19 protein-coding genes, 7 tRNA genes and 1 riboswitch are annotated in these 22415 nt (G+C 67.6%); of the genes, 8 read left to right on the top strand and 18 right to left on the bottom strand.

The genetic code is table 11. The features are described 5' to 3' along the window. Window positions 1-4: 4 nt before the first annotated feature. Both ACFPJ1_RS39400 and ACFPJ1_RS39395 read right to left on the bottom strand, forming a co-directional pair. Entirely contained in the window at window positions 5-568 is a 564-nt protein-coding gene (locus ACFPJ1_RS39400; protein ID WP_380111461.1) for a metallophosphoesterase family protein, read from the bottom strand. After that, window positions 565-1494 carry a fibronectin type III domain-containing protein gene (locus ACFPJ1_RS39395; protein ID WP_380111460.1) on the bottom strand — a complete coding sequence of 310 codons (930 nt, stop codon included), beginning with the start codon at window positions 1492-1494 and terminating at the stop codon, window positions 565-567. Before ACFPJ1_RS39395 ends, ACFPJ1_RS39400 begins: the two co-directional genes overlap by 4 nt. Window positions 1495-1624: 130 nt before the next feature. Between ACFPJ1_RS39395 and ACFPJ1_RS39390 the strand changes: the two genes are divergently transcribed. After that, window positions 1625-2200: a helix-turn-helix domain-containing protein gene (locus ACFPJ1_RS39390; protein ID WP_380111459.1), complete on the top strand. Its 576-nt coding sequence runs from the start codon at window positions 1625-1627 to the stop codon at window positions 2198-2200. Between the two features lie 49 nt (window positions 2201-2249). On the opposite strand, the gene ACFPJ1_RS39385 is transcribed toward ACFPJ1_RS39390, so the two are convergent. Further along, window positions 2250-2378 carry a hypothetical protein gene (locus ACFPJ1_RS39385; protein ID WP_380111458.1) on the bottom strand — a complete coding sequence of 43 codons (129 nt, stop codon included), beginning with the start codon at window positions 2376-2378 and terminating at the stop codon, window positions 2250-2252. 349 nt (window positions 2379-2727) lie between these two features. On the opposite strand from ACFPJ1_RS39385, the gene ACFPJ1_RS39380 reads away from it, so the two are divergent. Next, a complete protein-coding gene (locus tag ACFPJ1_RS39380; protein WP_380111457.1) occupies window positions 2728-4167 on the top strand; it encodes a DUF1254 domain-containing protein in 1440 nt (479 codons plus the stop codon). Between the two features lie 118 nt (window positions 4168-4285). Here ACFPJ1_RS39380 and ACFPJ1_RS39375 read toward each other — a convergent pair whose 3' ends face one another. The 3 genes from ACFPJ1_RS39375 to ACFPJ1_RS39365 all read right to left on the bottom strand — a co-directional run bounded on the left by ACFPJ1_RS39375 (window position 4286) and on the right by ACFPJ1_RS39365 (window position 8237). Next, window positions 4286-4759 (bottom strand): GbsR/MarR family transcriptional regulator, encoded by a 474-nt coding sequence (locus ACFPJ1_RS39375; protein WP_380111456.1) that lies wholly within the window; start codon window positions 4757-4759, stop codon window positions 4286-4288. Between the two features lie 190 nt (window positions 4760-4949). Then, window positions 4950-6398, bottom strand: a complete 1449-nt coding sequence (locus ACFPJ1_RS39370) for a glycine hydroxymethyltransferase (protein WP_380111455.1) — start codon at window positions 6396-6398, stop codon at window positions 4950-4952. 28 nt (window positions 6399-6426) lie between these two features. Further along, a riboswitch (ZMP/ZTP riboswitch) is annotated at window positions 6427-6508 on the bottom strand. A gap of 103 nt (window positions 6509-6611) precedes the next feature. Continuing rightward, window positions 6612-8237, bottom strand: coding sequence for an acyl-CoA dehydrogenase family protein (locus ACFPJ1_RS39365; RefSeq protein WP_380111454.1), 1626 nt, complete (start codon window positions 8235-8237; stop codon window positions 6612-6614). Between the two features lie 18 nt (window positions 8238-8255). Here ACFPJ1_RS39365 and ACFPJ1_RS39360 point away from each other — a divergent pair, with 18 nt between their 5' ends. The 3 genes from ACFPJ1_RS39360 to ACFPJ1_RS39350 all read left to right on the top strand — a co-directional run bounded on the left by ACFPJ1_RS39360 (window position 8256) and on the right by ACFPJ1_RS39350 (window position 11558). Further along, complete coding sequence (locus ACFPJ1_RS39360) at window positions 8256-9524, top strand: YihY/virulence factor BrkB family protein (RefSeq protein ID WP_380111453.1); 1269 nt, start codon at window positions 8256-8258, stop codon at window positions 9522-9524. A gap of 162 nt (window positions 9525-9686) precedes the next feature. Then, entirely contained in the window at window positions 9687-10760 is a 1074-nt protein-coding gene (rsgA, locus tag ACFPJ1_RS39355; protein ID WP_380111451.1) for a ribosome small subunit-dependent GTPase A, read from the top strand. Window positions 10761-10826: 66 nt separating this feature from the next. Beyond that, on the top strand, window positions 10827-11558 hold the full coding sequence (locus tag ACFPJ1_RS39350) for an SDR family NAD(P)-dependent oxidoreductase (RefSeq protein WP_380111449.1): 732 nt from the start codon (window positions 10827-10829) through the stop codon (window positions 11556-11558). Here the strand turns inward: ACFPJ1_RS39350 and ACFPJ1_RS39345 are convergent. The 5 genes from ACFPJ1_RS39345 to ACFPJ1_RS39325 form a co-directional block, all read right to left on the bottom strand. After that, a complete protein-coding gene (locus ACFPJ1_RS39345; protein WP_380111448.1) occupies window positions 11543-12067 on the bottom strand; it encodes a GNAT family N-acetyltransferase in 525 nt (174 codons plus the stop codon). The two genes, ACFPJ1_RS39350 and ACFPJ1_RS39345, sit on opposite strands and share 16 nt — an antisense overlap. A 442-nt stretch (window positions 12068-12509) precedes the next feature. Next, a tRNA-Val gene (locus ACFPJ1_RS39340) sits at window positions 12510-12581 on the bottom strand. Between the two features lie 19 nt (window positions 12582-12600). Continuing rightward, window positions 12601-12671, bottom strand: a tRNA-Cys gene (locus ACFPJ1_RS39335). 29 nt (window positions 12672-12700) lie between these two features. Then, window positions 12701-12773: transfer RNA gene (locus ACFPJ1_RS39330), tRNA-Gly, on the bottom strand. A 282-nt stretch (window positions 12774-13055) separates the two neighbouring features. Beyond that, the gene (locus tag ACFPJ1_RS39325) at window positions 13056-13925 is read right to left on the bottom strand and encodes a sigma-70 family RNA polymerase sigma factor (protein WP_380111447.1); all 870 of its coding nucleotides are present in this window, start codon (window positions 13923-13925) and stop codon (window positions 13056-13058) included. Window positions 13926-14042: 117 nt separating this feature from the next. On the opposite strand from ACFPJ1_RS39325, the gene ACFPJ1_RS39320 reads away from it, so the two are divergent. Beyond that, window positions 14043-14498: a pyridoxamine 5'-phosphate oxidase family protein gene (locus tag ACFPJ1_RS39320; RefSeq protein WP_380111446.1), complete on the top strand. Its 456-nt coding sequence runs from the start codon at window positions 14043-14045 to the stop codon at window positions 14496-14498. Window positions 14499-14992: 494 nt separating this feature from the next. Here the strand turns inward: ACFPJ1_RS39320 and ACFPJ1_RS39315 are convergent. The 3 genes from ACFPJ1_RS39315 to ACFPJ1_RS39305 form a co-directional block, all read right to left on the bottom strand. Continuing rightward, window positions 14993-15064: transfer RNA gene (locus ACFPJ1_RS39315), tRNA-Val, on the bottom strand. 18 nt (window positions 15065-15082) lie between these two features. Then, window positions 15083-15153, bottom strand: a tRNA-Cys gene (locus tag ACFPJ1_RS39310). A 33-nt stretch (window positions 15154-15186) separates the two neighbouring features. Beyond that, window positions 15187-15259 (bottom strand) — tRNA-Gly (locus tag ACFPJ1_RS39305). 213 nt (window positions 15260-15472) lie between these two features. Here ACFPJ1_RS39305 and ACFPJ1_RS39300 point away from each other — a divergent pair. Further along, entirely contained in the window at window positions 15473-16291 is an 819-nt protein-coding gene (locus ACFPJ1_RS39300) for an aminotransferase class IV (RefSeq protein WP_380111444.1), read from the top strand. A gap of 190 nt (window positions 16292-16481) precedes the next feature. Here ACFPJ1_RS39300 and ACFPJ1_RS39295 read toward each other — a convergent pair whose 3' ends face one another. Then, the gene (locus tag ACFPJ1_RS39295; RefSeq protein WP_380111443.1) at window positions 16482-17048 is read right to left on the bottom strand and encodes a CGNR zinc finger domain-containing protein; all 567 of its coding nucleotides are present in this window, start codon (window positions 17046-17048) and stop codon (window positions 16482-16484) included. Window positions 17049-17174: 126 nt separating this feature from the next. Here ACFPJ1_RS39295 and ACFPJ1_RS39290 point away from each other — a divergent pair. Next, a tRNA-Val gene (locus ACFPJ1_RS39290) sits at window positions 17175-17246 on the top strand. A gap of 181 nt (window positions 17247-17427) precedes the next feature. On the opposite strand, the gene ACFPJ1_RS39285 is transcribed toward ACFPJ1_RS39290, so the two are convergent. The 3 genes from ACFPJ1_RS39285 to ACFPJ1_RS39275 all read right to left on the bottom strand — a co-directional run bounded on the left by ACFPJ1_RS39285 (window position 17428) and on the right by ACFPJ1_RS39275 (window position 22333). Next, window positions 17428-19797 carry an arylsulfatase gene (locus ACFPJ1_RS39285; protein ID WP_380111441.1) on the bottom strand — a complete coding sequence of 790 codons (2370 nt, stop codon included), beginning with the start codon at window positions 19795-19797 and terminating at the stop codon, window positions 17428-17430. 224 nt (window positions 19798-20021) lie between these two features. Further along, window positions 20022-20819: an alpha/beta fold hydrolase gene (locus ACFPJ1_RS39280; RefSeq protein ID WP_380111440.1), complete on the bottom strand. Its 798-nt coding sequence runs from the start codon at window positions 20817-20819 to the stop codon at window positions 20022-20024. Between the two features lie 26 nt (window positions 20820-20845). Beyond that, window positions 20846-22333: an ArnT family glycosyltransferase gene (locus tag ACFPJ1_RS39275; protein WP_380111439.1), complete on the bottom strand. Its 1488-nt coding sequence runs from the start codon at window positions 22331-22333 to the stop codon at window positions 20846-20848. Window positions 22334-22415 lie beyond the last annotated feature (82 nt).

Below are 22415 nucleotides of genomic sequence, written 5' to 3'. Positions count from 1 at the left end.
TGGATCAGTGGTGGTGGTGCGGCTTGTGCACGGGGTGCAGGCCGGAGAGGTCGCGGCGGACGACCAGGTTGCGGTCCGAGACGCTGCTGCCGAGGGCGAACTGCGGCCAGTAGCCGAGAATCTCCTGGCGGCTGCGCTCGCTCCACCGCCGGGCGAGCTCGCTGCGGGTCTTGTAGAAGTTCAGCGCGTATCCGCCGGTGTAGAGCCGCAGCAGGGAGAAGCCACCGGGGTACTCCTTGCCCGCGGCAATCTCCTGCAGAGTGACGCGGGGCGCGACCGGGCTGATGGTCCGCTTGTTGCGATGCGTGTGGCCGGCGTGATGCAGGAACAGGCCCGGCGTACGCGCATAGTCCTGCAGGATCGTGGAGGCCTGCGCGGCGTCGAGCGAGTTGCTCGGCGAGATCGGGAAGGCCGAGTTCTGCACGACCAGCGGGTGGTGCCCGAAGACGATGGTGGGCTGGTCGCGTTCCTTGGCGAGCTGCTGGCGGAACCAGGCCAGCTGATCCGTGGAGAGCGCTCCCGCGTCTCCACCACCACCCGGCTTGTCGTACGTGTCGAGCCCGATCACCCGCAGGCCTTGGAGTTCTCGGGTGAAGTACGTCGGCTCCTGGCCCGGAAGAACTCGTCGTGGAAGCAGTCCCGGCCCTGCCACTGTCCGGCCCGGCAACCGGCGTACGGGTCGCCTGTGTGGGCGCGGTCGTGGTTGCCTCGAGCAACGAAGAAGTCCTCGCGGTACCGGCCGAATCCGTGGAGCAGGTGTCCGGCCCTGCTGAGGTCGACCGGCACGGCCTCGGCGGAGATGTCGCCGGCCGCTAGCAGGTAGTCCGCGCCGAGCGCGTTCGCGTCCTCGACGAGCGCCTTCAGCATGACCTCGGGGTACGGCGGCAGTCCGGGCTCCTGCTGGATGCCGATGTACTGCGGCTGCCCGCCGACCAGGCCGGCTTGCGTCTCGCCCATGTGGAAGTCGTTGCACAGGGCAATGGAGAAGAGGTACCGCCCGGGCGGCGGCTTCGGCGTGGTGAAGGAGTACGGGCCGCCCGTGCTCAGTCCGTACTCCGAGGTGCCGACGGCGTTGCCCGAGATCAGGGTGAACTGGGTCGGCGGGACGAGTTTCCCGTTCGAGCGCGCCTGGTAGTAGTACGTCTGGCCGGGAGCGAGGCCCTTCAGTTCGACGTAGTGGTACGGCGTGTCGTCGGACAGGCCGCAGGCCACCCGGTTGAGGCGGTTCGGATGGGTGCCCCAGCGGACCTCGGCGTCGGCGGGCGCTGGCTGCATCCGGCCGAGGCCGTCGTCGGTGCCGGTGTAGCCGGTGTACCAGGTGATGATCGCGCTGTCCTCGGTCAGCGTGACGAGTTCGAGGTTGGCCGGCGAGATGGCGTCGCGGCCGGTGGTGGCGTGCGCGACGCCGAAGGCGGAGTTGGCGAGGAGAGGGGTGGCGACCGCGACGGCAGACCAGCGGAGCAGGTCCCGTCGGGTGAAATCGCATCCAGGCATGGGCCGGAACCTAGGCAGCGGCGATGAACACCACGCGACCGACGCCCGGAGTGAAGGCGACCCGGCCAGGAACTCATCTGATCAACAAGAAATATTGTGCAAGGAATCTTGTGGAAGCTATCTTGCTGCCATGACGCCCGCAAACCGACGGACCGCCGACTTCTCCGTCATCGCCGCGATCCACCATCCGCTCCGCCGCCGGCTGCTCGACCTGCTGCACGTCGACGGACCCGCGACCGCCACCCGGCTGGCCGAGGCCACCGGTGAGCTGGTCGGCAACATCAGCCACCACCTCAAGGTTCTCGCCGCCGCCGGCGTGATCGAGGAGGCGCCCGAGCTGGCGAAGAATCGCCGGGAGAGATGGTGGCGGGTCGCAACCACCGCGGAGTACTCCTGGTCCTTCGCCGACGCCGACGCCGGCGGCGACCCGGCCGGCGAACTGGTCGCGGCCACGGCGGAGGAGGAGAACCTGGCCCACCGCGCCGCCAAGGTCCGGCAGTGGTTCGACCGTCGGCACGAGTACGACGAGCCCTGGATCCGGGCGGCGTACTCGACCGAGAGATGGCTCTCACTGACGCCCGAGCGGCTCGACGAGCTCAGCACCAGGCTCGAGGACGTGATTCGCGAGTATGCCGACGACCCCTCCGACGGGGACGACGCGCGCAAGGTCTTCCTCTTCGCCCACGCGGTCCCAGCCCGACCGTGACCGGCGCGCCGGCAGCCCCGCCCGAGGGCTTCCCGCCGCTCCGCCGGGACTATCGGGTGCACGGCTGGATCTTCTCGGCAGCGGTCTCGCAGATCGGCGACATGGCCTGGTACGTCGGCCTCGCGTGGAGCGCGGCCCAGGTGACCTCACCGGCCGGCGCCGGCCTGGTGATGGGCATCGGCCTGACCCACCGCCCCAGGACGGCTGAAAGCAGCCCCCTGAGCCAGCCGCCCCGCCATCCCGGCGGCGACCCTGCCATCTCGGCGGGTGCCCGCCCCTGCTTGTCCCCGGAACCAGCCGGCGACTTCGCCGCGATGGCGCCTCACCCCACAAGGCACAAACCCCGCACACCTCATTCGCGCCGGCCACCGCGTCCAATCCTGTGAGTGCTCGCTCAGTCGTGGATCGCGGTTGCTGGGAAACGCTTGCTGCGTCCCCGAATCCACGACTCGACGTCCGGCGCGAGGTGGAGGTGGGTCATCTGTCTCGGATGAGGACGGCGTCAGGGCGGCGAAGGTGGGGGCACCATGGGTGAGGGGTTGGGCGGGTCTGAGTTGTCGGTGGAGCAGATGAAGGCTGCGATCGCCGAGGTCTCGTCGGCTGACACGGTGGACTCGCCGTTCGGGCGGCTCGAGTTCTTCGACGGGGTGCCGCGACCGGACACGGTGTCCACGGCTTACGACGCGCTCGACCTGATGCGCGGCATCGAGGTGTTCCTCAACGCGGTACCCGGCGCGTCATTGGTGGCGATGCGCCGCGGCCTGCGGTCCGCCGGCGTCACCTCGGCGCGTGTCATCGGCTTCACCGACCCCCGCGCCAACTCCCAGAGTCTCTACCTGACGCCGAACACCGAGACCACCTACGGGACCACGTTCCTGGACCTCAAGGCGTGGGGCCCGACCGTGATCGAGGCGCCGTCGGAGTCGCTCTGTGTCGTCGACGACTTCTGGTTCCGCTATGTCGCCGACATGGGCATCGCAGGCCCCGACCGCGGCCAGGGCGGGAAGTACCTGTTCCTGCCACCCGGGTACGACGGTGACGTCCCCGACGGGTACTTCGCCTACTGGTGCCCGACGTACACCAACTGGGTCGTACTCCGGGCGCTCGGTGGCGTCCCCGCCCTCAAGCAGAGCAGGATCTACCCGCTCTCGGAGGCCGCGGCGCCGGACGACAACGAGTTCGTCAACCTGGCTGAAGCGATCGTGAACACGGTGCATGCCAACGACTTCTCCTTCTACGAGGAGCTCGACGAACTCGTGCAGGAGGAGCCGACGGAGGCGCTTGATGCCGAGCGCGCCGGACAGCTCGCGGCGATCGGTCTCGTCCACGGTCAGCCGTTCGCGCCTGGCGACCGGATGCGCGGCATCCTCTCGCGGGCGGCCGACATCGGCGCCGGACTGGCGCGCGCCATCGCCTATGAGCCCCGAGACCCCGATGCCGTGCTCTACGGGTCGTGGAAGATCCCCTTCGTCGGCGGGAGCTACGAGTTCCTCCGCAACGGCGCCCGCCTGCTCGATGCGCGCACCCAGTTCCACTACCTCGCCACGGTGGTGACACCCGCCATGGCGCACGCACAGGTCGGCGCGGGCTCCGCCTACGCCTACACGATCCACGACAGCAACGGGGATCTCCTGGACGGATCCCGGACGTACCGGCTCCACGTCGATCCGAACCCACCGGCAAAGAACTTCTGGGCCGTCGACGTCTACGACACCCAGACCCGGTCCCTGCTCCAAGTGCCCTCGACGCTGTGGCCCGCCCTGGCGAGCAACTCCGGCACCCTCCAGGCCAACGAGGACGGCTCCTACGACCTGTACTTCGGCCCCGCCGCCCCGGAAGGCAAGGAGTCGAACTGGGTGGAAACACTCCCCGGCAAGTCCTGGTTCCAGCTCTTCAGGATCTACGGACCACTCCAAGCCTGGTTCGACCAGACCTGGAAACTCAACGAATTCGAACCTCTCACTTGAGACACGGCGACCAAGGCGCCTGAGTGCGCGCTCAGTCGTGGATCGGGGATGCCGGAAAACGCTTGCTAGCCCCCGAAATCCACGACTCGGCGAACGCGTGGGCCAGGCGGGCGGTTGGTTAGCGCGCGGGGTGGTTGGTGCGCCAGTTTTTGATCATTTGGTTGAGGTCTTCTCGGATGAAGGCGAAGAAGTCGGCGGCTTCGGCGAGGCGGTGGCCAACGGGGGTTTCGGGGCCGAAGAGGTCGGCGCCGGAGCGGGTGCTGGATTCCCATTCGCCGAGGGCGTCGTTGCGGCGTTCGAGGATGGCGGCGAAGACGTCGTCGCGGATGCGGTAGTGGTCCTTGCGGGAGCCGGGCAGGCGTTCGCGGCTGATGAAGGAGACCTGGAGGAGCTGGCGGACGGCGCCGGAGACGGCGGGCTGGCTGATCTGGAGGGATTCGGCGAGTTCCGCGGCGGTCATCGTGCCGGTGGGGCTGACGAGCATCCGGCCCATCACGCGGGCTGACATCGAGGGGACGCCGCTGTTCGCGAGGACGCCGGCGAAGCGCTCGACGAACTGGCTGATCTCGGCAGGGGACGGATCCGGTGACATGACAGAACACTACAGGAATCAGATCTATCACAATATTCTGATAGTTTGTATCCATGACCACCTCATCCATGCCGAAGAGCCGACGCTGACCCAAGGCTTCACAGGAAGCGCTGATGGGGATCCCGCAGGACGACTGAAAGGCGAAGCGCCCGCGCCCACGACTCGTGGGAGCGGGCGCTGCACAGTGCGATCAGTTCAGGTCGAGACCCGGGTAGAGCGGGTGCTTGTCGAGCATTTCGGCGGAGGCGGCGTGGACCTTGTCGGCGACGCCGTCGGCGAGCACGTACTTCGCCTTCGACGGGGCGCCGGCCGACGTCGTCGTCGGGGTGACGCTGGAGAGGACGTCGACCATCAGTTCGGCGACGCGGTCGAACTCGTCGCCGCCGAAGCCACGGGTGGTCAGCGCCGGCGTGCCGATCCGGACGCCGGAGGTGTACCAGGCGCCGTTCGGGTCGCGGGGGATCGCGTTCCGGTTGGTGACGATGCCTGCGTCCAGCAGCGCCGACTCGGCCTGCCGGCCGGTGATGCCGTACGACGAGACGTCCAGCAGTACGAGGTGGTTCTCGGTGCCATCGGTGACGAGCTTGACGCCACGCTTCATCAGGCCCTCCGCCAGCGTGACCGCGTTGTCCGCGACGTTCTGCGCGTAGGTCTGGAAGGACGGCTGGCGCGCCTCAGCCAGGGAGACGGCCTTCGCTGCCATCACCTGGCCGAGCGGGCCGCCGAGCACCATCGGGCAGCCGCGGTCGACTGCGTCGGCGTACTCCGGCTGGCAGAGCACCATGCCGCCGCGCGGGCCGCGAAGCGACTTGTGGGTGGTGGTCGTGGTGACGTGCGCGTAGGGGACCGGGTCGAAGTTGCCGGTGAAGACCTTGCCCGCGACCAGACCGGCGAAGTGCGCCATGTCGACCATCAGGGTGGCGCCGACCTCGTCCGCGATCTCCCGCATCTTGGCGAAGTCGATCTTGCGCGGGTAGGCGGAGTAGCCGGCGATCAGGATCAGCGGCCTGAACGCGCGGGCCTGCTCGGCGACCTGGTCGTAGTCCAGCAGACCGGTCTCCGGGTTGGTGCCGTACGAGCTCTGGTGGAACATCTTGCCGGAGATGTTCGGCCGGAATCCGTGGGTCAGGTGACCGCCGGCGTCCAGCGACATGCCGAGCATCTTCTGGTCGCCGAGCGCCTTGCGGAGCTTGGTCCAGTCCTCGTCGGACAGGTCGTTGACGTGCTTCGCGCCGGCCTCGGCCAGTGCCGGGGACTCGATCCGCTGGGCCAGGATCGCCCAGAACGCGACCAGGTTGGCGTCGATACCGGAGTGCGGCTGGACGTAGGCGTGCGGCGCGTCGAAGAGCGCTTTCGCGTGATCCGCGGCGGCCTGCTCGACGGTGTCGATGTTCTGGCAGCCCGCGTAGAAGCGGTGCCCGATGGTGCCCTCGGCGTACTTGTCCGACAGCCAGTTGCCCATCGTCAGCAAGGTGGCGGGGGACGCGTAGTTCTCACTGGCGATCAGCTTCAGCGAGGAGCGCTGGTCGGCCAGTTCGGCCCTGATCGCGCCGGCGACGGTGGGCTCCACTGCGCCGATCACCTCGAGCGCGTTGCGGTACGCGGCCGATGCGACGGCGGCGTCGAAGGGTTGAGTCATCGTTGTCTCTCCTGCGGTTGCAGTGGGTCGAAGGCACCCAGGCGCACGGTGCCGACGTTCTTCGCTCCCCGGTGGTTCTCCACCTCAGCGCGCCAGTCGCGACGCGGCCACCCTATCGCGTACACACCCCTTCTCTGCCGGTAACGTCCGAAGAACTGTGGCCTATAACCCTCGGATCTTCGGACGTAACCGGATCAAAGGGGACGTGGCCGATCAGAGGGCGCGGGCGAGGATTGGGGTGAAGGGCGTGGTGCGGGGGAGGGTGCCGAAGACGCCGGCCCAGTCGCCGGCCAGTCGGGACGCGACGAAGGCGTCGGCGACTTCGGGTGTCGAGTGCCGGACGAGCAGGGACGCCTGGAGGCAGACGGCCATCCGAGCGGCGAGGCGGCGCGCGCCGGCCTCCGCCTCGGACACATCGGCAAGCGTTTCCAGTACGTCGTTCACCGCGGCATCGAGGCGGTCGTCGGCACCCCGCGCCGCGCCGACCTCGAGTAGCCACGCCTCCAGCGACTCCGGCCTTCTGAGCGCACGGAGGACGTCGAGCGCGTTCACGTTCCCCGATCCTTCCCAGATCGAGTTCAACGGCGACTCGCGGAACAGGAGGGGAAGGCCGGACTCCTCGACGAACCCGTTCCCGCCGAGGCACTCCAGCGCCTCCGCCACCATGAACGGCGTCCGCTTGCATACCCAGAACTTCGCTAATGGCAGCGCGATCCGCCGGAAGGCCGCCGCCTGCTCGTCACCGCCGATCGACGCATCCACCGCAGCCGCTAGCCGCATCCCCAGCGCGGTTGCCGCTTCACTCTCCAGGGCAAGGTCGGCGAGGACGTTCTGCATCGCGGGCTTGTCGGCGAGCAGTTCACCGAAGGCCGAGCGGTGGCGGGTGTGCCAGAGGGCCTCTACGAGGGCTCGGCGCTGGAGGGCGGCGGATCCCAGCACGCAGTCGAGGCGGGTGGCGGCGACCATATCGATGATGGTCCGCACGCCGGCGCCCTCGTCGCCGAGCCGGTAGCCGATCGTGCCGTGGAACTCGACCTCGCTGGAGGCGTTGGAGCGGTTGCCGAGCTTCTCCTTCAACCGTTGCAGGGCGAAGGCGTTCCGGTTGCCGTCAGCAAGGACGCGCGGTACGACGAAGCAGGTCAGCCCGTCCGGCGCCTGGGCCAGCACCAGGAACACGTCGACCTGCGGGGCCGAGCAGAACCACTTGTGCCCGTTCAGCAGGTATTCGCCGTCGCTGCCGGAAGGCGTCGCGGTGGTGAGGTTGGCGCGGACGTCCGAACCGCCCTGCTTCTCGGTCATGCCCATGCCCGCGAGCGCCCCGGCCTTGTCACCCGCGCGCAGCCGGCGAGCGTCGTACGACGTGGCGGCGAGGCTGGGGATCCACTCGGCCGCGAGTTCTTCGGACGCCCTGAGCGCCGGGACCGCGGCGTACGTCATGGAGATCGGGCAGCCGTGCCCGGACTCGACCTGGGACCACAGGTAGAAGCCCGCGGCGCGGGTCAGGTGGGGCGACGGGCGATCGCTGGTCCAGGGGGCTGCCTGGAGCCCGAAGCCGACTGCCTTCTCCATCAGCCAGTGCCACGACGGGTGGAACTCGACCTCGTCGATGCGGTTGCCGTAGCGGTCGTGGGTCCGCAGTACGGGTGGGTTCTGATTGGCCGGGAGCGCGTGCGAGAGCGCTTCCTGCGTTCCCGCGAGATCTCCGATCGCGGTCAGGCCGGCATCGTCGTCGAGAGCGGCAAACGGACGCAGAGCGTCACCGAGTGCCTGGTCCCGCGTGAAGAAGTTCACCCCTTGGAGTGGGGGAGCCTGATTCGTTACCGCGAAAGGGTCCGCCATGTCAGTACGGTAAGCGGTATGGCACGCTCTGGGTCCGAGACCTCCGTCTCACTGGCATGGGCCCGTCGAATCCCCGGGACGGTCTGGAAGCTGATCACCCAGACCGTCGGTACCTGTTTGCGCTACCGGGTCACCGGACTGGCCGCGGAGGCGGCGTTCTTCGCGATCCTCTCGCTGCCGCCGCTGATCTTCGGACTGGCCGGCAGTATCGGTTTCATCGCCAGCCGGTACTTCGAGGTCGAGACGATCGACGACATCAAGATCCAGATCACCGACCTGGCCGGCCGGGCGCTAACCGACGACTCGGTCAAGAACGTGATCGTGCCGACCCTGGACCAGGTGCTCGACGGTGGCCGCCCGGACGTGATCTCGATCGGTTTCGTGCTGGCCCTGTGGTCCGGCAGCCGAGCGCTCAACGTCTTCGTGGACACCATCACGATCATGTACGGGATGGGCGGCAAGCGCGGCATCGTCGGCACCCGCGCCCTGTCCTTCAGCCTGTACTGCGCCGCGCTGGTGATCGGCATCATCGTGCTTCCGCTGGTGCTGGCCGGTCCGGACGCGGTGAACGCGTTGCTGCCGGAGCGGGTCGATTTCCTGAACCAGCTCTACTGGCCGGTCGTGACGATCTTGTCGGCGGGCTTCCTGAACACCCTGTACCACCTCTCGGTGCCGGTCCGGACGCCTTGGGTCTCCGACCTGCCCGGGTCCTTCCTCGCGCTGTCGATCTGGATCCTCGGCAGCTTCGTGCTGCGGTGGATCCTGCAGAGCACCGTCGGCGGGACGTCGATCTACGGGCCGTTGGCGGCGCCGATCGCGGTGCTGATGTGGCTCTACATGACAGCGATCGCGGTGCTGATCGGGGCCGCGCTCAACGCCGTGGTGGACCGGTTCTGGCCGCACAAGTCGCGGAAGGACCATCGGGAGGAGGTGCCCGAGCCCGCGATGAAGGCGCAGACGGAGCTGAAGCACGCGGACCTGGTCACCCCGGCCCAGCAGCGTCCCGAGATCAAGATGGCCGAGGCGGTCCAGGCTCTCGCCGGGCCGGTGGAGGAAGACACCCCGGACACCGCTCCGGAGCCACCCGCTCCACTCGTTCCGGAAGAACCCGCCCCACTCGTACCGGCGCCCACGCCGGCGCCCGCAGTACCGGAGCCCGCGGTACCGGAGCCCGTGGTACCACTGGCTGGAGCGGAGGCCAACGGCAAGGCTGACGAGGACGCGGAGCGGAAGCCGGCTCCGGTGGGAAAACCCAGTGCGCCCGCCAAGCCCGAAGACCTACGCTGATCGCATCGCGACAGACCGTCCCAGCAACCCGCGGGACGGCAGCAAATGGAAGGAGATGATGCCGCCATGTATGCGCAACAGGCCGATCCGGCCGTCATCTCCAGCACTGTCCGTCCGCTGACCTGATCCCGCGGCCGGACCTCCCGAAAGGTTCGCCGCAAGATGTCAGCACAACTGCAAGCACTCGGTCTCGACACCGCCACGACTGACTACCTGAACTCGCTTCCCGGTTCAGCGGAGCTGGTGCCGGGGCGCGTGGTCCGCGTGGACAAGGGGATGTCCACGGTTCTCACCGAGGACGGTCCGGTTCGGGCCACCTGGTCCGGGGGAGTCCTGGCCGCGATCGGCGCGGATTCCCAGGCGACCCCGTGTACCGGGGACTGGGTCCTGCTGCGCGACTGGCCGGACGACCGGATCACCGTCGAGGCCGTGGCACCACGCCGTACCGCGATCGTCCGGGCTGACGTCGGCGGTACCTCGCAGGGCCAGGTGCTCGCGTCCAACATGGACGTGATCGCGATCGTCGTCGGGCTCGTGCCGGAGCCGAACATCAGCCGGATCGAGCGGTTCCTCGCGCTGGCCTGGGAGAGCGGCGCGCGGCCTGTCGTAGTACTGACCAAGGCTGACCTCGTGGTGGACGCCGACTCGTTTGCGGAGGACGTGGCGACTGCAGCGCCCGGTGCCGAGGTACTGGTCTGCAGTGCGACCACAGGCGAGGGTCTGGAGGCCGTGAGGGCGCTCCTGGACAACGACGTCACCGTGGCTCTGCTCGGAGCCAGTGGGGCGGGTAAGTCGTCGCTGGTGAACGCTCTGGCCGGTGTGGAGCTTCTGGACGTGCAGGCGATCCGGGAGGACGGCAAGGGCCGGCATACGTCAGTACGGCGTGAGCTGATCGTGCTGCCGGGCGGTGGCGTCGTCATAGACACCCCTGGGCTTCGGGGAGTTGGCCTGCAGGAGTCCGGTGAGGGCATGGCCGCGGCATTCCCGGATGTGACGGCTCTAGCCGAGCAGTGCAAGTTCAAGGACTGCGTGCACGTCACGGAGCCTGGCTGCGCAGTACAGGCGGCTCTGGAGGATGGCAGCCTGTCCGTACGCCGGTACGAGAGCTGGCAGAAGCTACAGCGCGAAGCGGCGTACATGGCACGGCGTTCCGACCTCCGGCTGCGCAGCGAGGCCAGGAAGAACTGGGCCCGCCAGAACAAGGAGAACCGACGGGACATCAAGCCGCGGCGCTGAGGACCGCGACGGGCACGACCGGCAGCGTCGGGTGGTGGATGGAAGACTCGGGGCATGGATCGTTCTGTGCTGGTGACCGGGGCTTCGCGGGGGATCGGCGCGGCAGTGGCTCGGGCCTTTGCAGCGGCCGGTGATCGGGTCGCCGTCCACTACGGGTCGTCCGAGGCGAATGCCGAAGCTGTGCTGGCGGAGTTGCCAGGGGAGGGGCATGTGCTGGCGCAGGCCGATCTCTCCGATCCGGCGGCGATCCTCGAGATGGTCGACAGTGCCGCGTCGGCACTCGGCAGCATCGACGTTCTGGTGAACAACGCCGGGGTCTATCACCCGCACCCGATCCGCAAGACGTCGTACGACGAATGGCAGCAGGCCTGGGCCGGCACGCTCGGGGTGAACCTGGTCGGCGCGGCCAACGTCACCTGGTGCGCGGTCCGCCATATGGGCCGTGGCGGGCGGATTGTCAACGTGTCATCGCGCGGCGCGTTCCGCGGCGAGCCGAACCAGCCCGCGTACGGCGCGAGCAAGGCGGGCCTGATTTCGTTCAGCCAGTCACTGGCGCGGGCGCTCGGCCCGGAGGGGATCGCCGTCACGACGATCGCGCCCGGCTGGACCACGACCGATATGGCAGCCGAGGCGCTTTCCGGCGAGGGCTACGACCGGCGCCGGCTGGAAAGCCCGTTGGAACGGGTGGCGTCGCCCGCTGAGGTGGCCGCGGCCATTGTCTATCTGGCGTCGGCCGAGGCCGAGTTCGCCACCGGCACGGTTCTCGACTTCAACGGCGGCTCTCACCTGCGCATGTGACGCTCGGAGAACTCCTCAGCAGTGATCCCCATCAGCACCATGTTCTGGTAGGCGCCGTCGAGGAACTCGTGGTCCCGCAGTACGCCTTCGTGTTGGAAGCCGACGCTCTCGTGCAGCGCGATCGAGGCCTGGTTGTATCCGTAGATCCCGGCCTCGGCCTTGTGGTAGCGCCGCTCCGCGAACATGAAGCGCAGCAGGACCACCAGCGCGTCGCTGGCATAACCCCGGCGGTGGAAGTTCCGCCCGATCGCGATCCCGAAGCTGAACCTGCCGGCGCGCCGAGAGGCCCCGTTCGTCGACAACGCCCCTACTAGGGTGTCGTTCTCGAGTGCCTCGATCGCCAACTGGAACTCGTCGTTCTCCGGCTTCCGCAGCGACTGCTCCTCAGCCCACTGCAGGTACCCCGCGTCCGACCGAGGCGGATGCACCATGTCCGCGTTCCGCTGCACCCCGCTGTCCTGGTCGAACCGCTTGAACTCCTCCCAGTCCTCCGGCTCAATCCCCCGCAACCGAACCCGCTCCCCAACCCAAACAGACCCCATCCCCCGATCCAACCACCCCACCTCCCACCCATCCACGCAATAACCACCCGAGCCGCCGCACAACCCAAGCAAGAACACCAGCCAGAGGTGAAAGCCGACCGAGGGCCTCAGCCACAGCAACCCGCAGTACAGGACCCACCAGCCAAACCAGCAACAGCGCGAACAACCTCAGCCACCGCAGACACCCGACCGACAACACCAGCCAAAGCAGAAAGCGAGGGAGCCAGCATCAACCACAGCAAAACCGTGGGCACAACCTCAGCCAGAAGGGAAAGCCGAGCGACGGCACCAGCCACAGACAGGGGGGTGCGGGTGGCGAAGCCCCCGCTACGCGCGGCGAAGCCGCGCACAAATGACGTAGGCGAGGAGGCTCACGCAATCTGTGAGCACACCTCGCCTATCGACTACGTGGACGATACTGGGATCGAACCAGTGACCTCTTCCGTGTCAGGGAAGCGCGCTACCGCTGCGCCAATCGTCCTAGATCAAAAGGGTTTTCGAGGTGGAGACGGGATTCGAACCCGTGTACACGGCTTTGCAGGCCGTTGCCTCGCCTCTCGGCCACTCCACCACAGAGTCTCAGCCTACCGACCTGTTCCGAGCGGACGACCGGGTTCGAACCGGCGACCTCAACCTTGGCAAGGTTGCGCTCTACCAACTGAGCTACGTCCGCATCGCTGCCAGTCGCAGTCCGAACTTCCGGCCTGCTTGGTGCGAGAGCAGAACAGTAGCGCACTTTCCCGGGCTGTGAAAACTCGGTATCCGGGGTGTCGCGGGAAGCCTTTCGCAGGCGGGAAAAGTGCCACAGACGTCACATCAGCACCACCCGCGAACCTGCGTGTCGCACCGGCTCGAACCATCCACGATCTAGTAATGCGAACACGTCTGGGGCCCGAGTTCCCGACCATCGCGGGCACCTTGCGAGGTCAGCCGGAGCGACCCGGCGGGCGGTGCGCTACTTCTCCAGAATCGTGAGCTCCGCCTGCTCCAGGTAGTCGGCGTCGCCGAGGAGTTCGATCTCGGTGATCCGGCCGGCGTTGATCGTGAACGCGAAGACCACCTTCGGAACGCCGCGCTGCGCCCACACGGCGCCTGCGAGTCCGTCGACCAGTGCCAACCTCGCCGCCTGGGCTCGACCGGAGAAGTTCTCGGCAACAGCCGCGGCACCACGAATGAGGGACGCCGCACCCCTGGTCGCAACCGTCTCGTCGGCGCGCACAACCACCTCGGGATCCAGCATCTCGAGCAGTGCCTCGAAATCCCCACTCCGCGAGGCGGCCAGGAACGCGCTGACGATCTCCCGCTGCTTGCTGGAATCGGCCTCGGGAATGTCCGGCGTTCCCTGTACGCGCCGACGAGCCCGGCTCGCCAACTGCCGCGCGGCCGCGGGGGAGCGCCCGACGATCGGCGCGATGTCGTCGAACGGCATCGCGAACATGTCGTGCAGGACGAACGCGAGCCGCTCGGCCGGCGTGAGCGTCTCCAGTACTACGAGCAGCGCGAGTCCCACGGAGTCGGCCTGCACCGCTTCGAGCTCGGGATCCGGTACTTCGTGGTCCGCGAGCACGGGGGAGTGCTCCCCGACAGCTTGCTCGGGGCGAGACCGGCGCAGGCGGAGCATGTCCAGGCAGATCCGCCCCACGACAGTGGTCAGCCAGCCGCCGAGGTTGTCGATCGAGGCCGGGTCGGACCGGCTGAGCCGGATCCACGATTCCTGGACCGCGTCCTCAGCCTCCTGCTGGGATCCGAGCATCCGGTAGGCCACTGCCCGCAGGTGGTCCCGGTTCTCCTCGAAACGGGCCGCGAGCCAGTCGTCTTCGCGCATGGCAATCACTCTTTCATCCGGCGACGGTCACACCTTCGGTTCGGCGTCCGTCATGGGGGTGACGGAGCGAACCCCGCAGATGTGACACTGCAGAACCACACCCCGAGGAGAGCACTCGTGACAGACCCCGCGCCCCGCAGCCTCGAGGCTCGCCGGCAAGACACCCTGAAGCGCCTGGAGACCGACGTCGACGCCTGGGTGTCGACCGCCTCAGCCGACGGTACGCCGTACCTGATGCCGCTGTCGTTCCTCTGGGAGGACGGCACCCTCCTGCTCTCCACGGCCCAGAACAACCCCACCAGCCGCAACCTCCAGGCCAACCCCCTGGTGCACCTGTCCATCGGCGAAACCCGGGACGTAGTCCTCATCACCGGCACCGCCGAAGTCCTGAAGCCGGCAGACCTGACCCCCGAAACCGGCGACGCCTTCGCCACCAAAGCCGGCTTCGACCCTCGAGTCCTGAAGACCCCCTACCCGTACTTCCGCGTCACCCCGACCCGAATCCAGGCCTGGCGCGAAGTCAACGAAATCCCCAACCGAGACCTTATGCTCAACGGCACCTGGCTCCCCTAACAGCCAAAACACCAGCCAGCAAGCAGCCGGCAAAACCACAAGCCGCGCGCCCCCAGCCACAACAACCCGCCACCCGGCCAGCTCGCGACCCGCCCGTCCCGCCAGCACCCCCGAGCCCACACAGTCGTGGTGACCTCGGACAGGTTGTCGGGACCTCGCACAGATTGTGGGGACCAGGGACAGCCCATTTCGTGTCCGAGGTGCCGACTTCGTGTCCGAGCCCGCACTTTGTGCACGTAAACGTGGGCGGGGCGTCAACCACAGCGGAAGCCGTGCGTGGGGTGTCAGCCGCAGTAGGAACTGTGGACAAACCCCAGTCAGAGGAGAAGGCCGGGAGGCGGCATCAACCACGGCAGGAACCATGGGCGCGGCACCAGCCGCAGACAGGGGGGTGCGGGTGGCGAAGCCCCCGCTACGCGCGGCGAAGCCGCGCACAAATGACGTAGGCGAGGAGGCTCAAGCTATCCGTGAGCACACCTCGCCTATCGACTGCGTGGACGATACTGGGATCGAACCAGTGACCTCTTCCGTGTCAGGGAAGCGCGCTACCGCTGCGCCAATCGTCCTAGCTGAAAAGGGTTTCGAGGTGGAGACGGGATTCGAACCCGTGTACACGGCTTTGCAGGCCGTTGCCTCGCCTCTCGGCCACTCCACCAGGTGAGAAAGCTGGCCTGCCGAACCCTCTCCGAGCGGACGACCGGGTTCGAACCGGCGACCTCAACCTTGGCAAGGTTGCGCTCTACCAACTGAGCTACGTCCGCGTTGCGACCGGGCTTTTCGTTCCCCTCGGCGCGAGAAGAACATTAGCCCATCCTCGCTGGACTTCAAAAACGGGGGTCACCTTTCGTCCCACCGATGGTCATCACCTGGTCACACAACGCCTGCACCGCAAGGCGTCCGAGGGTCAGGTGGGCCTGCGGCGACGGATCCGGGGGGAGGCGGCATAGGGTGTCTCCCGGTTGGAAGGAGTACTGATGATCATCTGGCTGAACGGCGCCCTGCAGGACGAGTCGGCTGCCATCTCGCCGCTGGACCACGGGCTGACCACCGGTGACGGGGTCTTCGAGACGCTGAAGATCGTGGACGGGCAACCGTTCGCGGTGACCAAGCACCTCGACCGGCTGGTCGTATCGGCGACCGGGCTGGGACTGCCGGCGCCGGACCTGGCGCGGGTGCGCGACGCGATCGCCACCGTCGTGAAGGCGGACCCGGACATCGCCTTCGGCCGGCTGCGGATCACCTATACCGGCGGAGTCTCGCCGCTGTCCTCCGATCGCGGCACGGTCGGCCCGACGCTGATCGTCGCGTCCCAGGCGATCGAGAAGCCCGCGTCGAGCTCGGCGATCGTGACCGTTCCGTGGGTCCGCAACGAGCGCAGCGCCGTCGCCGGACTGAAGACGACCTCGTACGCCGAGAACGTCCGCGCGCTCGCGTATGCCAAGGCGCACGGCGGGAGCGAGGCGATCTTCGCGAACACCGTCGGCAACCTCTGCGAGGGGACCGGCTCGAACATCTTCTGCGTCTTCGACGGCGAGCTGGTCACCCCCACCCTCGAGTCGGGCGCGCTCGCCGGGGTCACCCGGAATCTGGTCATCGCCTGGTTCGGCGCGGTCGAGCGGGACGTGCCGCTGAGCAGCCTGGCCGAGGCGGACGAGATCTTCCTCACGTCCACCACCCGCGACGTCCAGGCCATCTACCGAGCCGACGATCGCGACCTGGCCGCCCCGGGCGAAGTCACCGCGGCCGTAGCCAAAGTCTTCGCCGAACGCTCCGCCGAAGACGTCGACCCCTAAACCCGCACAACCGGAGCGGCGGTCGCACCACAGAGCACCCACACGGGGCGTGGAATACGCGAGCGCCGCACGCGGCGGCGCGGAGAAGGAAGCACCCTCGGGGTGGCTGGACCGCGAGAACACCTCGGGCGCGGCGCGAGGGTCTGGAGCAGTACGCCGAGCGGTGGGGGCGCTCGGCGTACCTGGTCGGCTACTCGCCGGCGGACTTACGACGTTCGCGGTAGGCGGCGACGTGCAAGCGGTTGCCGCAGGTCCGGGCGTCGCAGTACCGCTTGGACCGGTTGCGCGACAGGTCGATCAGCGCGTCGTCGCAGTCCGGCGCCTCACAGCGGCGCAGGCGCTCGCGCTCACCGGCCGAGATCACCTGGGCGAGCGCGATCCCGCACTCGACCGTGATCCGGCAGGTCAGCGACGCGCCGTCCCGGGAGTAGTGGATGTGCCACGGGTGACCATCGTGGTTGGTGAGCCGTGGCGTGGTGGTCCCGCGGGCGACGATCGCGTTGATCATCGTGGCGGCCTCGGCGTCGGAGTCGGTGGTGAAGACCGGGGCGAACAGCGGCCGCAAGTCGCGGACGTCCTGCAGATCGGTCTCCGTCAGGTTCGCGACCGCGCTGAACTCCCGCTCGTGGACGAATTTCTCCAGGTCCTCGAGCGTCTCCATGGTGTCGACCTGGCTGCTGGGTCCGGGCAGGGTGTTGACAAGGCGGACCAGCGTGGCGAGCGCGTGCTCGGTGTCGTGCGAGAAAGTCACAGTCATGTCTCCAACGCGACGGGGTCTCCGTCTTGCAGACAGAGTAGCCCGGCCCGATTCGTACGTCGCGGATCAATGCGCTATGGTTTCACCCGCACGGCAACACAGTGCAACATCGAGAACAACAGATCCGGGCGATTGGCGCAGTGGTAGCGCGCTTCGTTCACACCGAAGAGGTCACTGGTTCGAACCCAGTATCGCCCACGGAATCGACAGGCGGCTTTGTGCTCACGGAAAGCGTGAGCCTGGCCGCCTTCCTTTATTTGTGCGGGGCTTCGCCCCGCGGAGCGGGGGCTTCGCCACCCGCACCCCTGGATACTGCAGCTCGGAGCGGGAACCCGGCACCAGCCGAGTCCCCGCTCTCGTCGTTTCAGCCCTCTTTCGCCTATTGGCGGGCCATGGCGACTTTCAGGTCGGTCTCGCTGTCGGGGATGAGGTCTTCGCCGGACAGGTCGATCGTCACCCGCTTGAGGGTGCCGGTGAAGGCGAAGTCATCGTGGTAGAAGTCCGGCGCGACGCGGCTGCCGCCGTCGTGACCGCAGGTGAGGCCCTCGGAGCTGAAGATGTTCGGGACCGTGTGCGGCATGTCGACCGCCCCGACGAGCTTGTCGTTGATGTACAGCTGGCCGATCGCGGGTACGCCCTTTCCGACCGTGAAGTCGGGTTTTCCGGTGGGTTCGAACTCGTAGCGCAGAGACGCCTCACCCACGGGCACTTCCGTGTCGGAGCTGATGGTGAAGAAGTCGCGTCCGAGGAAGTTGTAGACGAAGTGCAGCCTGTTGTCCTTCACGAAGAGGGAGTAGCCACCTACTCGGCCACCGTGGGCAACGAGGACGCCCTGGGCGCCGGCCTCGGTGGTCTGCACGTCGGCGCTGATGCTGAAGGCCCGGTTGTAGGCCTTCGGCGCTGCGGAGAACGGCACCGGCGACCCCCCGGGGTAGTACACGTAGCGGTCACGTGGCTTGGCGATCGTGGGACGTTCGACGTTAATCCGTTGAAGCAGCGTGCCGTCGATCGGCATCACGTTGTACTTGCCCGCCTCTGCCCACCAGCGACCGATCATCTCGATCACCTTGTCGTGGTGGTCGGCCGCCACGTTCCTGGTCTCCGCATAGTCGGTGGTGAGGTCGTACAGCTCCCAGTCGTTGACCTCGAGGTCGGCGAGCACCGTTGCGTCGATCGGGCTGCCGTAGTGGCGTCCCTTCTTTGCGGCCTCGGCGAAGCTCGGGCCGGGCCAGGGACAGACCGCGCGCCAGCCGTCGTGGTAGATGGACCGGTGACCGAACATCTCGAAGTACTGCGTGTGGTGCCGACTGGGGGCCTCGGCCTCGTTGAAGGTGTGGGCGAAGCTCACACCGTCGATCGGTGCCTGCGTGACGCCGCGAATCGTGGCCGGCGGCGTGATCCCGAGGGCGTCGAGCACGGTCGGCACCAGGTCGATGATGTGCCCGTACTGGGTGCGGATCTCACCGCGAGCGGTGATCTTGTCTGGCCACGAGACGATGCACGGGTCGGTGGTGCCGCCCCGGTACGTCTCCCGCTTCCAGCGCCGGAACGGTGTGTTGCCGGCGTTGGTCCATCCCCAGGGGTAGTGGTTGAAGACGTTAGGGCCGCCCAGCTCGTCGATTCGCTGCAGGTTCTCCTCCATCGACTCCGGAACGTTGTTGAAGAACATCATCTCGTTGAGCGATCCGACCGGTCCGCCCTCCGAGCTCGCGCCGTTGTCGGAGATGAGCAGGAACAAGGTGTTGTCGAGCTCGCCGATCTCCTCCAGGAAACTGACGACCCGTCCGAACTCGTGATCGGTGTAGCTCAGGAACCCGGCGAAAACCTCCATCATCCGTGCGAACACCTTGCGGGCATCCTCCGGAAGCGTCTCCCATTCGGGGACGTCGGGGTCGTGCGCGGACAACTCGGTCCCGGGCGGGAGGATGCCCATCGACAACTGGCGCTCGTGCACCACCCGGCGGTACTCGTCCCAGCCGGCGTCGAACTTGCCCTTGTACTTGTCGGCCCACTCCTTGGCGACATGGTGCGGCGCGTGGCCGGCTCCGGTGCAGTAGTGCAGGTAGAACGGCTTTTCCGGCGCGTTGACGTGGGAGTCCTGGATGAACTCGATCGCCCTGTCGGCCAGGTCGGCGCTCAGGTGGTAGCCGTCCTCCGGTTGTGCGGGCTGCTCGACCGAGTGGTTGTCGTACACGAGCTCGGGATACCACTGGTTCGTGTCGCCGCCCAGGAAGCCGTAGAAACGCTCGAACCCCCGGCCGAGCGGCCAACGCTCGTAGGGCCCGGCCGGCGTCTCGTGCTCCGGCGGCGACAGGTGCCACTTGCCGACCAGGTATGTGTTGTAACCGTGCGGCAGGAGCATCTCGCTCAGCATGCCCTTGTCGAACGGCAGGATGGCGTTGTAGCCCGGGTAGCCGGTGGACGTCTCGGCGATCGTGGCCAACCCCAGGGAATGGTGGTTCCGCCCGGTCAGGATGGCGCCGCGCGAGGGCGAGCACAGGGCCGTCGTGTGCATGTTGGTGTAGCGCAGCCCGTTGTCGGCGAACCGGTCCAGGACGGGAGTCTCGACCAGACCGCCGAAACTCGACAACTGCCCGAACCCGACGTCGTCGAGCACGAACATCAACACGTTGGGTGCCCCCTCGGGCGCCCGCGGCGGCGTCGGCCAGGCAGGGCTCGACTCGCTGGTCGTCCGCCCGATCACACCCGGAAACGACTGCCCGTCGCTGTAGGTCACCAAGTCGCTCATCCGCCGACCCTCCCCATCCGAAACAAACGAATGTGTGTGCCAGAACGGCACCCCCAGGTGATCCTGACCCAGGTACCCGAAAGGCTTCGACGGGGCTGGCCACAACCCTCACACGCGGCCAACATTTCCAGCCGCCACCAGCCATGTCGTCATCCTGAGCGGGTGAAGCCCCGCGCTCTCCTGCGGGCCGGCCTGGCCCTTCGGATCAGCCGGGTCAGCGGGCGCTACTGGGCGTCGGGATCGTTGGGTAGCTGGGTCCAGAGGGTCAGAAGAAGGGGGTTCACCTGGTCGGGCCGTTGCTGGTGGGGGGAGTGGTCCGCGCCGGGTATCTGGGTGAACTGGGCGCCGGTTTGGGTGGCGACGAACTTCGAGGTGGCGATGAGGGCTTCGCCGGTGGCGGCGCGGTAGTCCGGTGGGGCTGTCTCCCAGGTGCCGGCCAGGACCAGCTTCGGGTAGGCCCCGGAACGGATGGGGTCGAGCGGGACGTCGGCTTCCCAGCAGGGGCGTTCGTGGAGGGCTGTCTGTGCTGCTCGGAGAGTGAATTCGTACGGGTCGGGAGTCGGCTGGTCACCGTAGACCACCTGCAAGTAGTCCTCCGCCGACATCGACTGCGAAGCGGCGCCCATGTAGCGACGGTTGCCTTCGAGGGCTGTGGCTACGACAGGGACCGAGCTTGCTACAGCAAGCGCTGCTGGCTCGATCAGTGCGAGCGAGGCGACTTTGTCGGGGCAACGCGCTGCGGCCAGCAGGGCGACCACGCCGCCGTACGAGTGGCCGACCAGGTGGCTGGGCCTGTCCATCAAGGCGATGATGTCGGCAGCGTCGACGTCGTAGTCGCTCATTGCGGTGTCGGGGCTGTTCCCGAAGCCCCTCCGGTCCACGACCAGCAGCGGGCGATGCTCAGCCAGCGGCCGCTGCTGCGCGAACGACTGCGACCCCCAGGACAACGTGCCGTGGACCAGGATGACCTGGTCAGCCGAGGCGTCACCGTCATCCCACACCGTCACATGTATCGGCAGCATGGCCTCGATCGTAGGTAGGGCTGAGCTCAGTAGAACTGGCGGAGGTTGGGCCAGAGTTGGGACCACGGGGACTTGGGGGACGCGCAGAGGACAAGGGAGGTGCCTTGTTCCTCGTTGTCGACTCCCTTGCGGTTGTCGACGGTGCCTACCTGGTTGCAGTCGTTGAAGTTGCTCTCGTAGCCGGGGTTGCGTTCGAGTTCGACCAGGAGCACCGGGCCGGTCTGGGTGTCGGCGGGGCGGGACCAGTCGTAGAAGCTCATGTGGCCGGAGGCCGGGTACGGGAGTCCGTGGGCGGGGCCGTACTTCACCAGGGCACCCGCTTCGCCGTAGTTGCCGGCGAAGATGACAGCGCGGGATCGCTGGTCCTCGGGGATCTGCTGCCAGGCCTTGGCGACGTCGTCGACGAGTTCGGGCCAGCCGATCTGTTCGCCTTGCTCCTGGTTGACGGGGAGGACGAAGTTGACGGCTGACGCGGGGAGCACCGGCAGGGTGAAGAGCGCCGAGGTGAGGGCGGTGAGGAGGAGCCCGACGGCGAGGAAGGTGCGTCGGCGGGTGGCGGTCACCCAGTCGATCGTGGGCTGGCAGCCCGCTGCGACGAGTACCAGCAGCAGCGGCAGGGCGTAGTACGACTTGCCGCCCAGGGCCAGTACTACGACGCAGAGCACGGGGTAGGTCAGGGCGACGGGTTTGGCCCAGCGCAGGGCAGGGGTGCGCCAGAGGCGGACGAAGCCGGCGATCCAGACGGGAACCAGGAACGGTGACAACTGCAGGATCTGCAGGGGGATGAACATGATCCGGTTCTCGGTGCCGTCGTCCTCGCTGATCCCACCGGCGACGGTGAGTTGCGGCCAGTCGTGTGCGGCCTGCCACCACAGGTTCGGGGCAGCGATCGCTGCGGCCACTAGTACGCCGACGGCCAACCACCAGCTCCGCAGTACGGACCGAGGCCCCAGGATCAGTACTGCGATCAGGAGTGCGGCGAGGGGCAGTACGACGAGGTACTTGTTCTGCAGGGCGATACCGGTCGCCAGGCCGACGGCGATCCACCAGCGGCCGTCGCCGGTGCGGAGGAGCTGGATCGCGAACAGGCTGATGACCATCCAGGCGAGCAGGTCGTAGGTCGCGGTCGACGCCATGTGCGCGACCCCGAGCACGAAGCCCGACACCGCCGCACAGACCGCGGCCAGGATCTGCGCGCGCCGCTCGCTGCCGAACTCCCGGGCGATCAGGGCGACCACCACCACGGTGGCGGCGCCGGTGATCGTGGAGATCACCCGTAGGCCCATCGGAGTACTGCCGAAGATCTCCGTCGAGATCCTGGCCAGCAGGGGAGTCAGCGGCGGTTGGTCGACGTACCCCCAGGCCAGGTGGTCGCCGGCGACGAGGAAGTACAACTCGTCCCGGTGGAACCCGTAGCGACCGGACAGGGCGGTGAGCACAGCGGCCAGGGCAACAGCCACGGCAGCCACAGGAGCAGCAGCAAACGCGGGGACCGACGGGCGAGTCAGGCTCATGCGCGAATGCTGGCAGCACCAAAGGGTCCTCGGACAGCTTTTGCCGGCTAAGCGTCCGGAACTAGTGCCCTGCGCCGGACGT

The sequence above is a fragment of the Kribbella qitaiheensis genome, from assembly GCF_042657745.1.
GTDB lineage: Bacteria > Actinomycetota > Actinomycetes > Propionibacteriales > Kribbellaceae > Kribbella > Kribbella qitaiheensis.
Note: the sequence above shows the minus strand (reverse complement) of the source record. Positions and strands in the feature narration are given on the sequence as shown.

Coding starts and splice junctions, on each gene's coding strand:
- ACFPJ1_RS39375 (WP_380111456.1), bottom strand. CDS start 4,759: ATGTCACCGGATCCGTCCCCTGCCGAGATCAGCCAGTTCGTCGAGCGC.
- ACFPJ1_RS39365 (WP_380111454.1), bottom strand. CDS start 8,237: ATGGCGGACCCTTTCGCGGTAACGAATCAGGCTCCCCCACTCCAAGGG.
- ACFPJ1_RS39360 (WP_380111453.1), top strand. CDS start 8,256: ATGGCACGCTCTGGGTCCGAGACCTCCGTCTCACTGGCATGGGCCCGT.
- ACFPJ1_RS39395 (WP_380111460.1), bottom strand. CDS start 1,494: ATGCCTGGATGCGATTTCACCCGACGGGACCTGCTCCGCTGGTCTGCC.
- ACFPJ1_RS39285 (WP_380111441.1), bottom strand. CDS start 19,797: ATGAGCGACTTGGTGACCTACAGCGACGGGCAGTCGTTTCCGGGTGTG.
- rsgA (WP_380111451.1), top strand. CDS start 9,687: ATGTCAGCACAACTGCAAGCACTCGGTCTCGACACCGCCACGACTGAC.
- ACFPJ1_RS39385 (WP_380111458.1), bottom strand. CDS start 2,378: ATGCCCATCACCAGGCCGGCGCCGGCCGGTGAGGTCACCTGGGCCGCG.
- ACFPJ1_RS39325 (WP_380111447.1), bottom strand. CDS start 13,925: ATGCGCGAAGACGACTGGCTCGCGGCCCGTTTCGAGGAGAACCGGGAC.
- ACFPJ1_RS39380 (WP_380111457.1), top strand. CDS start 2,728: ATGGGTGAGGGGTTGGGCGGGTCTGAGTTGTCGGTGGAGCAGATGAAG.
- ACFPJ1_RS39300 (WP_380111444.1), top strand. CDS start 15,473: ATGATCATCTGGCTGAACGGCGCCCTGCAGGACGAGTCGGCTGCCATC.
- ACFPJ1_RS39390 (WP_380111459.1), top strand. CDS start 1,625: ATGACGCCCGCAAACCGACGGACCGCCGACTTCTCCGTCATCGCCGCG.
- ACFPJ1_RS39275 (WP_380111439.1), bottom strand. CDS start 22,333: ATGAGCCTGACTCGCCCGTCGGTCCCCGCGTTTGCTGCTGCTCCTGTG.
- ACFPJ1_RS39295 (WP_380111443.1), bottom strand. CDS start 17,048: ATGACTGTGACTTTCTCGCACGACACCGAGCACGCGCTCGCCACGCTG.
- ACFPJ1_RS39370 (WP_380111455.1), bottom strand. CDS start 6,398: ATGACTCAACCCTTCGACGCCGCCGTCGCATCGGCCGCGTACCGCAAC.
- ACFPJ1_RS39280 (WP_380111440.1), bottom strand. CDS start 20,819: ATGCTGCCGATACATGTGACGGTGTGGGATGACGGTGACGCCTCGGCT.